General features: G+C 42.2%; 11 protein-coding genes. 8 read left to right on the plus strand and 3 right to left on the minus strand.

Annotation, left to right across the window (positions count from 1 at the left end; genetic code table 11):
- Nucleotides 1-27: 27 nt before the first annotated feature.
- Both DABAL43B_RS10935 and DABAL43B_RS10940 read left to right on the plus strand, forming a co-directional pair.
- Nucleotides 28-1,083, plus strand: a complete 1,056-nt coding sequence (locus tag DABAL43B_RS10935) for an iron chelate uptake ABC transporter family permease subunit (RefSeq protein WP_079692391.1) — start codon at nt 28-30, stop codon at nt 1,081-1,083.
- A gap of 95 nt (nt 1,084-1,178) precedes the next feature.
- On the plus strand, nt 1,179-1,937 hold the full coding sequence (locus tag DABAL43B_RS10940) for an ABC transporter ATP-binding protein (RefSeq protein WP_079692392.1): 759 nt from the start codon (nt 1,179-1,181) through the stop codon (nt 1,935-1,937).
- A gap of 24 nt (nt 1,938-1,961) precedes the next feature.
- On the opposite strand, the gene DABAL43B_RS10945 is transcribed toward DABAL43B_RS10940, so the two are convergent.
- Both DABAL43B_RS10945 and DABAL43B_RS10950 read right to left on the minus strand, forming a co-directional pair.
- Nucleotides 1,962-3,332: a PepSY-associated TM helix domain-containing protein gene (locus tag DABAL43B_RS10945; protein ID WP_079692393.1), complete on the minus strand. Its 1,371-nt coding sequence runs from the start codon at nt 3,330-3,332 to the stop codon at nt 1,962-1,964.
- 154 nt (nt 3,333-3,486) lie between these two features.
- On the minus strand, nt 3,487-5,553 hold the full coding sequence (locus DABAL43B_RS10950) for a TonB-dependent receptor domain-containing protein (RefSeq protein WP_079692394.1): 2,067 nt from the start codon (nt 5,551-5,553) through the stop codon (nt 3,487-3,489).
- 679 nt (nt 5,554-6,232) lie between these two features.
- Between DABAL43B_RS10950 and DABAL43B_RS10955 the strand changes: the two genes are divergently transcribed.
- The gene (locus DABAL43B_RS10955) at nt 6,233-7,645 is read left to right on the plus strand and encodes a uracil-xanthine permease family protein (protein WP_079692395.1); all 1,413 of its coding nucleotides are present in this window, start codon (nt 6,233-6,235) and stop codon (nt 7,643-7,645) included.
- Nucleotides 7,646-7,801: 156 nt separating this feature from the next.
- Here the strand turns inward: DABAL43B_RS10955 and DABAL43B_RS10960 are convergent, their stop codons facing one another.
- Nucleotides 7,802-8,467 (minus strand): TetR/AcrR family transcriptional regulator, encoded by a 666-nt coding sequence (locus DABAL43B_RS10960; protein WP_079692396.1) that lies wholly within the window; start codon nt 8,465-8,467, stop codon nt 7,802-7,804.
- Between the two features lie 313 nt (nt 8,468-8,780).
- On the opposite strand from DABAL43B_RS10960, the gene uraD reads away from it, so the two are divergent.
- The 5 genes from uraD (at nt 8,781) to DABAL43B_RS10985 (ending at nt 13,408) form a co-directional block, all read left to right on the plus strand.
- The gene (uraD, locus tag DABAL43B_RS10965; RefSeq protein ID WP_079692397.1) at nt 8,781-9,302 is read left to right on the plus strand and encodes a 2-oxo-4-hydroxy-4-carboxy-5-ureidoimidazoline decarboxylase; all 522 of its coding nucleotides are present in this window, start codon (nt 8,781-8,783) and stop codon (nt 9,300-9,302) included.
- 40 nt (nt 9,303-9,342) lie between these two features.
- Nucleotides 9,343-9,711, plus strand: coding sequence for a hydroxyisourate hydrolase (uraH, locus tag DABAL43B_RS10970; RefSeq protein ID WP_079692398.1), 369 nt, complete (start codon nt 9,343-9,345; stop codon nt 9,709-9,711).
- Between the two features lie 206 nt (nt 9,712-9,917).
- Entirely contained in the window at nt 9,918-11,252 is a 1,335-nt protein-coding gene (locus DABAL43B_RS10975) for a urate hydroxylase PuuD (protein WP_079692399.1), read from the plus strand.
- A 218-nt stretch (nt 11,253-11,470) separates the two neighbouring features.
- Nucleotides 11,471-12,451 carry an allantoinase PuuE gene (gene puuE / locus DABAL43B_RS10980; RefSeq protein ID WP_079692400.1) on the plus strand — a complete coding sequence of 327 codons (981 nt, stop codon included), beginning with the start codon at nt 11,471-11,473 and terminating at the stop codon, nt 12,449-12,451.
- 396 nt (nt 12,452-12,847) lie between these two features.
- The gene (locus tag DABAL43B_RS10985) at nt 12,848-13,408 is read left to right on the plus strand and encodes an ureidoglycolate lyase (protein WP_079692401.1); all 561 of its coding nucleotides are present in this window, start codon (nt 12,848-12,850) and stop codon (nt 13,406-13,408) included.
- Nucleotides 13,409-13,457 lie beyond the last annotated feature (49 nt).

The raw sequence follows: 13,457 nt of genomic DNA on the forward strand, positions 1-13,457 counted from the left end.
TGCCATTCTCTTTTATAAGATTAGCGTATGCTTTTACATTCTGCCTCCACCACCACAGATACGGATACTCATAGTGAGTCATCAGGGCATGCCGAATTATCATTTTTAGCAAGGCTGTGGTTACGACTTTGGACAACAGTCACTCAACATCCAAAATCCATTGGTACCATTATCTTACTCATCTCAGCTATTTTATTTTTGACTGTTAACGTCAATGGCTATTGGGATTTTGCTTTGCCGCTACGGGGTAAAAAACTGCTGGCTTTAATGGTAGTTGGCTATGCAATTGGCGTATCAACCTTATTGTTTCAAACCTTGACCCACAATCCTATTTTGACGCCCTCTTTATTGGGCTTTGACTCGCTATATGTCTTGCTACAAAGCTTATTGGTGTTTTTCTTAGGCGCGATTAGCTTTACCAGTCTCAACCCCATCGCTAAATTCTCGCTTGAAATACTCTTAATGTTTGGCGCGTCATTGTTGTTATTTCGAGTGCTGTTTTCAAAGAGCAGTCAGGATTTGACGCGGCTGATATTAGTAGGCGTTATATTTGGGGTATTATTTCGCAGCCTATCCGCACTGATTGCACGGCTGATTAATCCTGATGACTTTGTGGTGGTGCAATCTGCCAGTTATGCACAATTTAATACGGTCAATCCGCAGCTACTGGGTATTAGTATTTCTATTTGTGTCATTAGTGCGCTGTTTATCTGGCGCTGGCGCTATCAATGTGATGTATTGATGCTTGGCAAGGCACAAGCGATTAATTTGGGTATTAATTATCAGCGCTTAGCATTTGGGCTGTTAACCGTCATTGCAGTATTGGTCGCCACTGCCACCGCATTAGTCGGTCCAGTGACGTTTTTTGGGCTATTAGTCTGCGCACTGACCAATCGACTTGCCCGCCACATGTATCATAGTGAACGGCTGATATTGGTCAGCTTGGTGGCGATGATTTGCTTGGTACTTGGTCAGACCATATTTGAGCAAGTACTGGGCATGGCAGGCGTATTATCGGTCGTCATTGAATTGGCAGGCGGCTTGGTATTTTTATTATTAATTTTTATGACCCAACGTCGTTAATGGTTAATCATTAACAGTCAGAATAAAAACCACAAATTTGACCTTTTCTAAAGATGGAAACTCTAAAGACGGAAGTTCTAAAGACAGAAACCACTATGATTAAATTAGATAATATCTCGCATCACATTGGTAAACAGCAAATTCTTCATGACATCAGCTTATCGTTGCCAAGCGCACAAGTGATTGCCCTTATTGGCCCTAATGGCGCTGGGAAATCTACCTTGTTTTCACTAATGGCACGCCTGCAACCATTGCAGTCTGGACAAGTGCGCTTTGCTGAGCATGATATCGTCAGCTGTCATGCGCGAACATTGTCTAAAACGGTGGCAATGCTTGGGCAAGACAATCAAGTGCAAGGGCGACTGCGCGTGCATGAGCTATTGATGTTTGGGCGCTATCCGTATCATCAAGGGCAGCCAACAGCGAACGATCAGCAAAAAGTGCAAGAAATAATCGAACGCTTTGAGCTTGAGCCACTTGCCGAGCGCTTTTTATCGTCCTTATCAGGTGGACAACGGCAACGGGTGTTGATTGCGATGATTGTCTGCCAAGATACGCCGTATTTATTGCTCGACGAGCCGTTGAATAATTTAGATATGTATCATGCTGGCCGCTTGATGCGTGAGCTGCATGAGTTAAGTCATCACCAGCAAAAAACGGTGGTGATCGTCTTACATGATATCAACCAAGCCGCACAGTTCGCCGATACGGTAGTGACGATGAAAGCAGGTAAAGTGATGGCAGTCGGTCGACCGGTTGATGTCATCACGCAAGCAACGATGAAAGAATTATACAATGTTGACGTTACGGTGCTGAATCATCAAGGGCGTCCAGTGATTGTCGATAGTTTTTGATGAATAGCTAGGTGTTGAATAACGCTATACATCAGTAATTTTTATTATACTTTTCTTTATATCTCGCGACATTTTTAAGCGTTGTTGTCGTCCTTTCCACCACAAATAAACCCCAGTAGCTGACAATATAATGACGGCTAAACCAATTACTGCTAAGAAAATCTGATATAGCAGATGACCAACGCCATAACTGATATGACCCATATGCAATGTTGACAGCCATTGATCGGTTTTACTGCCAAACGAGCTTTGATAACCAAAATTAACGCGCTCGACGTTGCCTGTTTTTGCATTGACCGTGATAGATGACGCCCCGCCTTTTTTGCCGATGTCTTTGTTGGTTTTAAAGCGCATTTGCCATTGATTGTCCTCTTCTACCCAGCGAATACCCAATAGCTGTTGTATTTCTACGCCATTTTTTTGGGCAGCAATATCTGCTTGCCTGCTTAAATAGGCAATACTATTGGCTTTAGTAACCATGTCGGCTGCGACAGTCTCATCATTAAACGGCTTAGCATCTGGTACAGACTGTGTGCTTGGTTTACTGAGCTTGCTGGACTTCTCTTCTCGCCCCTCAAGTCCCACTACTGCTTGCATGACTGGCTGATAAACTTGCTTTAAGTTAAAACCAACACTTGACCATGCAATTACAAATAGCATCACCCACAGCCACAAGCCAAACGCCTGATGCACATCATAATTGAGCTTAAAAGCATTGGTTTTAGTACGGATTTTCCAAGCAGGAAGCCAACGTTTAAAAAAAGAGGCGCGTTTTTTATTGGTCTGCTTATTCTTAGCTTTATTATTCTTATTGCTATTTTTAACGGCTCTTGGAAAAGTTAAATAAAAGCCAATAAAGCAATTAATCGTCCAAACTAACGCCACAATGCCTAATATTAACTTACCGATATCACCTAGCAGTAAATCTCGATGCAGCCAAAATACCTTATACATGGTATTACGCCACGCCCATTCATCCTTATCGCGGGTACCAACGATATGACCATTGTAAGGATTAACATAGACTTCTTGAAACTCTGATAGTGGCTGATTTTTTGACTGGGCTTTGGGCTGTTTTTTCGCCCCTTTATCTCGTACTCTATCAACTGTAAAGACTGCCGATCTATCAGGCTCAATGGAGGTCGGCATACTCGAAAAATCATGTTTTGGATAAGCGCTAATAACGGCGTCATGAAGGACGGCAATCGGTAGTTGCGGTGTGTCTTGGTTGTCTATATAAGCCAGTTGATGATTAAACACCTCATCAAGCTCATGATGAAATGCCAATAGCGTACCGGTAACTCCAGCAATAATTAAAAAACCTGCCATCGCAAGTCCAGTATAACGATGAACCCATAGGCAGGTATGACGCAAATTAAATGGGGATGAAATCATTGATATTGGTTCTTTATTATTTGTTATTTTGATTGGCGGTTAAAAATGGTTTGTTATTGCTGTTAGCACAGATTTGGAAACTCACTGGCAATAAAAAAGCCAGCGCTCATATAAAGACAGCTGGCTTTTTACATACAATCAAATTTTAATATGCTTAGAATTGATACGTTAAAGACGCTTTGATATTGCGACCCATGTCAAAGTCAGTACTCTCATCTTTAATAGCGTTGTAGCGAGATGAGTGACTTGCATAAGTTTCATCAAACAGGTTGTATACTCCAACTGTTGCTTTTACGCCCTCAAGCTGACGTGGTGAATAGTTCATATACACATCGTGCACATCATAATTTGGCTTAGTATCTCCATTATTATCTGTAATTGATGCTACGTAAGTACTGCGCCAGCCTAGACCAACGACATCACTTGGCTCATAATTTAAGTTCACCATGTAACGATCGCCTGAGTCAGCACTACCGCCACTCACTGATGGAATGCTATTGCCTGTTTCACTGCCTTCACTACGCGCTCGCGAATAGCTTAGACCCATACCAAAGTTACGAGTGCTATAGTCGGCTGCTAGCTCAACCCCTTTAATCTCATAATCTTCAGCGCTATTATATATACCTTGGCAATCACCGCCTATTGCACCGGTCTCACAATCAAGCCCTTCTCTACCCGGTCGATTACCTGTGCGCATAAACTGCTGAAAGTTTTCAATATTCGACTTAAAGTATTTTGCGCTTAACTGCAGAGCATCATCAGCTATAGTTAACCCTCGCAGTGTCGTCGCAACACCCACTTCAGAGTTATAGCCTTCTTCTGGCTTTAGGTCATTATTGACATAAATACCATCACCATTGCTATTAAATGTAGCTTGTCCTAAGTCTGGGCCATTAAACAACTGCGTATAGCTAGCGAAAACCTGTGTACTCGGTGCAATCTCATAACTGGCCGCTAAGGCACCAACCACATTATCATAGGTCTTACCACCAGCCACATATTCAGGTGACTCGTAACGATCATAGCGAACGCCTGGCGTTAAGCTAAACTTACCCATCTGCCACTGATCTTCTAGATATACTGACGTATTTTTTGCACTGTCGCTACCCTGACTCTGATTATCTCGTGACATATCAGATTCTTTTTTATAATGCTCCGCACCTGCAATTAGCTTATGACGGCCCGTAGTAGTATCAACAATACTGGTATTTTCAACTTTGGCGCCCGTGGTTTTTACTTTAGCGTTCCAGTCGTAACCTGGCGATATTTTGGGTTTGTTATCACGTGAAATTTCTGTTTCAGTTTTGTAGATATCTACATCTACATCTACCAGCGAACTTGACGGGTTAAAGTTGTAATCAAGCGTATAAGTATCTCGATTTACCTTTTGCGGTATTGGGTCATCGGTTAAGCTCGGAAAGTCTGGACGAAAGGGAAAGATACCTTCTTTATCAGTACGACTGAAGCTTGCGCCTACGCGGTGATCATCGGCAATATAAGCGCCAGCTTTTAGCAAAATATTTTCGCCTTCGCTGTCTTCAAAAAGCTCACGACCTTCACCGTCTTCGCCAGAATTTGCATCACGCTTACCATAATAAGCAAGCAAATCAATATTATCAGTTGGTGCGGCATAGACGGTTGCAGAAGTTAATAACTCATCATTATTGCTGGCATAACCTGCGTGTAGTTTGGCACCGATTTTTTGACCTGGTTTCAAAAGATCAGCAGCATCCACCGTCTCAAAGGCGACAGCACCGCCTAAAGCGTCATTACCTAGCGTCACTGAGTTATTACCGACTGATACTTTTGCCGCTTTTAGCAAGTCAGGATCGATAGTGACATCGCCCATATGGTAGAACAATGCGCCTTCTTGACGCGCACCATCAATCGTTACTTTTAGGTTGGTATCATCCAGGCCGCGTACACGTATACGCTGATTGATTGACGAGGTACCACCCACAGTGACCCCTGGCACAACATCCAAAAAGTCGTTCAAGTGACTCGCTTGTGCAGCTGGCGTATAGTCATCTATATAAACAGAATCCGCTTGCACGCTATCACGTACCGAGCGATTGGCTGTTACCGTGATGGTTTGTAATGTGGTACTAGGCATATCTTCTACAGCGGCTGCACTCGCCGCTTGCGAGCCTTGTGACCATAGTACCGCTGCCACGCCCATGGACAATACGCTCAATCGACTAGAAAACTTTACTTCACGCATAACACACTCACTTTATCTACTATCAAAAATTAGGATTTTAAGAACGACGTTTGAAAATTAATTTCAAAACCATCTATCAATGGTCTGTACCAAAACAACCTTTTAAAAGGTTGGTGTTTGAATAAAAACTAAGCTTGGTATTTAAGTAATAGCCAAGGCAATACGCGAATAACATTATTAATGTTAATGATAATGATTAGCGTTTAATAATGAGAGGCATAATAACGAAGTATTAACAATTTGGCAATAATTAATGTCAGAAATTTATATCGATAAATTATGTATGCTTTTTACTTTGTCTCTGCTAGATATGTAAACCTTTAAGATACCGCTCTCTCAGTGATTTTAGCCACCAACAAGTTGTGCTAATCCATCAGTCAATTTCGATCAATAAACCTTTTATATAAAAAAATCATTGCAATATGCGGTCGTTTGCCTATACCCTTAGATAGTTGACTAATTAGTCAGGTTTAAAATTACGACTATTAGTCAGATTAAAAAACAATAGCTATCTGCTTATATTTATTAACATCAAGATAAGTGCAACGCTTTGGTAGATGGATTAGCAATGTGTATCTTTAGAGAGCTAGCAATTTGCCTATCTCATTTGTTTATTCGAAATTTTGCTTAATTATCTGCACAGAGTTTGGACTAAAACTCACTTTACAAGGAAGTTAAGATGAGTGAACATACTCAAGGGAACCCCGATTTACTGTATGGACTGCATGACCGTCCTGCCCCCGCCAAAGCATTTTTAGGTGCTATACAGCACGTACTCGCCGCTTTTGTCGGTATTATTACCCCTTCTTTAATCATTGGCGGTGCCTTAGGCTTAGGGGAACACATTCCCTACTTGATCAGTATGTCTTTGATGGTATCTGGGGTTGCAACCTTTATTCAGACACGTAAGGTTGGTCCGGTAGGTTCCGGCCTTATGGCACTACAAGGCACCAGCTTTGGTTTCTTAGCCGCCGTGCTTGCCGCTGGCTTTGTGGTAAAAAATAAGGGTGGTAGTCCAGACGAGATTCTCTCTGTCATCTTTGGGGTCTCATTCCTTGGCGCATTCATTGAGATATTCTTAAGTCAGTTCATTACTAAGCTTAAATCGTTGATGAGCCCTATCGTGACCGGTTGTGTCATTGTCACTATTGGTCTGTCATTGACCAAGACTGGTTTGACCGATTTGGCAGGGGGCGTTGGTGCTGAGAACTTCGGTAGTATGGAAAACCTATTACTAGGCGGTGGTGTACTGGTGAGTGTGGTACTGATCAGTATCATCGATAACAAAGTCATTCGCTCTAGTGCTATCTTTATTGGTCTGATGCTAGGCTTAATCGCGGCAATGTTTATGGGACGTATTGACTTCTCGTTAGTCTCTGAAGCACCTTTACTTACTATACCAGTGCCTTTTAAATTTGGTTTTGGCTTTGACTGGCAGGCGTTTATTCCTATCGCCTTTATGTATGTCATCACTAGTATTGAGACTTCAGGCGACTTGACCGCAACCTCAATGATTTCAGGCGAACCTATCAAAGGTCCGGTATACGAAAAACGTATTAAAGGCGGCGTATTAGGTGATGGTGTTAACTCTTTGATTGCTGCCGTATTTAACACTTTCCCAGTGACTACTTTTAGCCAGAATAACGGCGTGATTCAAATGACTGGTATTGCCAGTCGCTATGTTGGTCTTTATGTCGCTGCTATCATCTTCACGATGGGTCTGTTCCCTGTCCTTGGCGCTATCTTTACCCAGTTGCCAAAACCAGTGGTTGGTGGCGTGACGCTATTAATGTTTGCCACCGTAGCTACTGCTGGTATTCGCATTTTATCAACGGTTGATTTTACCCATCGTAATATCTTGATTATTGCGACCACACTAGGTCTAGCAATGGGTATTGCCTTTGTCCCTGATGTATTCGCCCAAACGCCGCAGTTGTTCCGTAATATCTTTGGTTCAGCCGTAACGATGGCAGGTGTAGTTGCTATCACCCTTGATATGATTTTACCGAAGAACTATGGGTCTGAATACGATACGCCAGAGCAAAATGCTAAAGTTGAAGAACAGATAAATATTCTCAAAAAAGCCTCTTAAAAAAGTATCCCAATAGCAGTTTTATCCATAAGATAAAATAAAGACTCAGCAGAATATCCTGCTGAGTCTTAAGCTCTACTTTAATGATATCAATCTTAATAAAGCTTGTATCATTAAAGGGGTTTTAGGATAATTATATATAATAAGCTTATAAACTTATTCGATGCCACAACCGCGTAAGATAAACGGTACTAAAAAGTCAGCAGCACGGGCTTCATCTTGCTCATCGTAAGCCTCTTTTTGCATCAAGCCGACGATTTCTGTTTCAAACTCTGCATATCGCTGTGTCGTTGCCCAAATTAAAATCAATAGCTGCAACGGGTCGGCAATAGCGATTCTGCCTTGCTCGTGCCATGTTTTCATTACCTGTGTTTTATCAAGCGCCCAGTCTTTCATCACCGTTGACATGAAATCATGTAAATGCGGTGCCCCACCGATGACCTCAAGGGCAAACAGCTTATGGCGATTTGGATTGGCAAACGCTTGATGTAATTTGGTACGGACGAACTTTTCAATAACCGTTTTTGGATCACTATCCACCGTCATCGTCACCAACCCCTCATTCCATTCTTGAATAATAGAACGCAAGACCACTTTGTATAGATTTTTCTTATTTTTAAAGTAATAATGAATATTGGCTTTTGGTAGCCCTGCTCGATCCGCGATACCTTGCATCGTGGCACCGCGATAACTTTGCAGCACGAACTCTTCTTCAGCGGCTATCAAAATCACCGCTTGATTTTGTGCACGAATATCCTGCTGATTACGATGAACGGTATTCTCAGAGGAAGTAGGTGGGTTTTCTTTGCAATTTTGAGTCATGGAATAAACCGTTAGACATTATGGTGAATAAACGACCATATTCCAGTATATTATTAGGACAGACAGTAAATTATCGTCCTAATTTTATGAAATATAGCCAATAACAGAAAATATTTTGCATAAAGTAGTTGACCATTTGGTCAGGTTTAAGCAGAATGGTTAATATTAAACCAATTAGCACTGAATCGATACTACTTTAGCATGGGTTTCTCCCCTCATTTATATAATCAAGAGACATCACCTTCTCTTTGTAAATTCATACTAAGCAATTCATACTAAGCAAAATGCTTTATCAAAAAACAAGGATGTTACCGTGAGCTTATCACTATCGCAATTTAATGCCCTCTCGCAAGCCGATGCGACCTCACAATTATTGACCTGTTGTACCAGCACCAGCTGGGCAAATACTTTAGCAGATGCACGTCCGTTTGCAGATCTAGACGCTTTACTTACCTCTAGCGATGCGGCATGGCAGCAAGCGCAAACAGAAGAAGGCAATTTGCTAGAAGCCTTTGATGGCCATCCACAGATTGGTAATGTCAATTCATTAAAAGAAAAATATCGCAATACGCAAGACAGCGCGGCGCATGAGCAATCAGGTGCCAATGACGCTGATGACGCTGTGATTGAAGCGTTGGCGCAAGGCAATCAGGATTATCTCGATAAATTCGGCTTTATCTTTATCGTCTTTGCAACAGGTAAGAGCGCCCAGCAAATGCTGGATTTACTGCAAGCACGTTTGCCAAACGATCGCGATACTGAACTATTAAATGCAGCCACTGAACAAAACAAAATCACGCGTTTGCGTTTACAAAAACTGCTGAGCGCCGCTTAAATCTTGCTCAATTAGACCAACACATATAAAAGGAATTATCATGTCAGGTACTCTCTCATCACATATTTTAGATACCCATCTTGGCAAACCTGCCGCTGATATCGCAGTGACGCTACATCGCGTGAGCGCTAGTGGCGAGCCGTCATTATTGGCAAACGGTGTTACCAACGCTGATGGTCGCGTGACTACCGACGGTTGGGTATTTAACCCAGAAATTGATATTGCCGAGTATCATTTAGATATCGGTCGTTATACGCTGACCTTTGATACCCAAGCGTATTTTGATGCACAAAAACTAACGGTATTTTATCCGCAAGTGGTCATCGATTTTATGATACAAGATAATGGTCACTACCATGTGCCGCTACTGCTTAGCGCACACGGCTACGGTACTTATCGCGGATCATAATTTTATAGCTTTATTACTCGAAGCCTTATAAAAATAAGGCTAAACGAGCGCTGGAAAATTAAACGTCTGACAGTGAGGTCAGTGGTTTAAGACCAAATAAATAATGCTGGTATCGCTACGTTGTATCACAATCTTTTATAATAACGAAGGTGAGCAAAAGTCGTTACGAGTTACCAAGATATAATAATATAAAGGACATTGACAACATGGGTGCATATCTTCTCGATTGGCTAAGTTTATTCTTCCGCTGGTTTCATGTTATCGCTGGTGTGGCGTGGATTGGCGCATCATTTTACTTCGTATGGCTAGACATGAGTCTTCAGAAGCCACCAGAATGGAAAGCCAAAAAAGGTATTTCAGGTGATCTTTGGGCAGTTCATGGTGGTGGTTTTTATGAAATTGCCAAATACAAGCTCGAACCTGAAGAGATGCCAAAAACCCTGCATTGGTTTAAGTGGGAAGCCTATACCACTTGGCTGACCGGTATGGCGATGCTCATTATCGTCTACTACATCAATGCGACGGCTTACTTGATTGATCCGAGCAAAGTTGATTTTGGTAGCAACGTTGGTGCTATATCGACCAGTCTACTGTTTTTATTTGGTAGTTACTTTATTTATGAAGTCATTGTACGCAGCAATGTCGGCAAAAATAAACTGGCATTTAGTATCACTATCTTTATACTAATGATCATTGCCACCTGGGGTTCTTATCAGCTGTTTAGTGATCGTGCTTCCTTTATCCATGTCGGTGCCATTTTAGGTACAATCATGGCAGGTAACGTTTTCTTTGGGATTATGCCTGCTCAGCGCGCCTTGGTAGATTGTGTACGTCGTGGCGTAAAACCAGGTCCAGATGTAGCAGCTTTAGCATTGATGGCTAGAAACCGCTCATTGATGAATAACTACTTTACCCTACCGCTAATTTTTATCATGATTAGTAATCACTATCCAATGATGTATTCACATGCGCATGGTTGGTTGGTATTGGTATTCGTCGGTATCATCACTGCAACGGCTCGTCATTACTTCAACGAAAAACACTTGGGTCGCCAAAAACCAAAATTCTTAGTAATTCCTGCGATAGCAACCGTATTATTGATTATTTGGATGCGTCCAGAACCTATTAAGCCATTGCCAGTTCCTGTCATACCTGTGGCATCTGCAACAGAAACTGCTGCTCCAGCACCGACAGATACGCCACCTGCTGTAGCCGGAGATACAGCCGCCGTAGCACCTGCTGCTGGTACTGCTCCTAGTACAGATACGACTGCCGCAGTGGTACCTGTTGCATCATCAGCTGACGACGCTATCATGGGAATTGTACATACAAAATGTAGCGTTTGTCATGCTGCGCAGCCTACCCAACCCGGATTTTCAGCGCCACCACTCGGTTTTATTGTACAAACGCCAGAAGATATGAAAATCAATAAGGCAAAAATAGTCACTGCATTGCAAACTAACTATATGCCACTGGGTAACATCACTCAGCTAAGCGATGAAGAGCGTCAGCAGCTTATCGCTTACACTTCAGGTTTATAGTAAATACTGTATCCATGCTTAAGGCAGTGATTGTAAAAACGATGTTTATAAAGACAATGTTCTAATGATTGGTAACGCTGATTTTTAAAAGTCAGCGTTACCAACAGCCATTTTATCGATATGTATCATTCAATGATTACTGCCCAAGCAACAACGGTATCCCCTGCCCCAGCTTTACCTTATTTCGTTTCAGCTTTCGTTTATCTAGGATAATGACAATGACAAAAAAAATAACCAGCGACTTTGATCAAGCGAGCTATCCGCGTGATTTAAAAGGCTATGGCGACAATCCACCAAAAGCCAATTGGCCGGGCGGCGCTAAGATTGCCGTACAGTTTGTGCTAAATATCGAAGAAGGCGCAGAGAACAGTGTCTTGCATGGCGATGGTCAATCAGAGCGTTTCTTATCAGACGTTTTAGGTACGCCAGAATTTAACAACCGTCACCAGTCAATCGAATCAGCTTTTGAATACGGTAGCCGTGTTGGCGTTTGGCGCGTCTTAGACACCTTTAAAGAGTATGGTTTGCCCATTACTACCTTTACTTGTGCTGCCGCTGCTGAAAAAACACCGCATATCGTCGAGCGCATATTAGAAGACGGTCATGAGATTGCCAGCCACGGACTGCGCTGGATTACCTATCAATATATGTACCGCGAAACTGAGCGTGAGCATGTACGCCGCGCCACTGAAATTTTCGAGAGCATGGTCGGCAAGCAGCCACTTGGCTGGTATACCGGTCGCGATAGCCCAAATACTCGCGAGCTGGTCGCTGAACAAGGCGGCTATATTTATGACTCTGACTCTTATGCGGATGAACTCCCTTACTGGCTCAATGTCAAAGTAGAAGAAGGCAATAAAATTGCTCGCAAACCGCATTTGGTCATCCCTTATACGCTTGAGACCAATGACATGCGGTTTTCTTCAAGTCCTGGGTTCACCAATGCCGAACCTTTTTATCAATACCTAAAAGACAGTTTTGATACCTTGTATGAAGAAGGTCAAGACACGCCAAAAATGCTAACCATTGGTTTGCATTGCCGCATCATTGGTCGTGCTGGTCGCATTAAAGCGCTCAAACAATTTTTACAATACATCACCAGTAAACCCGATGTTTGGATATGCCGCCGCGATGAAATCGCCAAGCACTGGTATGAAAATCATCCAGCAACGGCTGATAACACCGCCAACTGGATGTAACCGTAACAATCATAAGACGTATCATCATATCAATCAGCACCTACGTAGTAGCAACCACGTAAGCTAACCGATGATACGCTCAAGGCAGTTTATTACCTCAGCTATTTCATTGCGCCAAAATCATATCTTGTGTCCTGTATTTGCCTCGTTTAAATCAGTAAGTGCTAGCGACACTGGGTTTGATTGTTTGTTACTATAAATATCAAACGGCGGATAAACTGCCTAACTGTCTTGCTGCCTAACTGTCTTGCTAACTAACGATAGCAATCGTGAAGCGCTAGAAAAAGCTCACGAATAAAAACATAGTGCCATTAGCGACCGCTGCCGGTCTATCACTTAATAAGTTACTAAAACAACTGAATAAATGATATTACTAACTAACATAAAGGTGAACTTATGAAAACCACAATAATTGCTCAACCTTTAACTAAAGCTGCTTTTGCTCCTTATGGCTCAGTTATCGAGCCTTATGATGATCAAGAAAAATGTCCTGAAAACAGCTGGGATATTAACCGTGGCTTTGCCTGTCGTCATGATTCTATCTCAAAAGTTCAAAATGACGGCGGTGAAGTTGGCTTTAGTATTTTCCGTACCAAAAGACGCGATTGTCCGATTACGCTATCGGTTATGGAATACCATCCATTTGGTACGCAAGCCTTCTTTTCTATGAATAGCACAGACTATATAGTCGTGGTGGCAAAAGCTGGCGAGCCACCAAAATCAGCGGATGATTTAGAAGTTTTTTATGCCCGTTCGTATCAAGGTGTACAGTATGATGCCAATGTTTGGCATCATCCGCTACTGGCGCTAAAAGCTGATTGTGACTTCTTAGTGGTCGATCGCATCAATGGTGATGGTAATAACTGCCATGAGTTCGAAATTGATAATTGGGAAGTTTGCGTTGATGTCTCTACTGAGGAAGCTAAGTCAAATAGAGCAAAGGCTAATGCTGTTTAGAAGTTATATAAATAGTATTTTGATTGTACTTTAATTTGACTGTGCTCTA

The organism is Psychrobacter sp. DAB_AL43B (genome assembly GCF_900168255.1).
In the GTDB taxonomy this organism is placed as follows: Bacteria; Pseudomonadota; Gammaproteobacteria; order Pseudomonadales; family Moraxellaceae; genus Psychrobacter.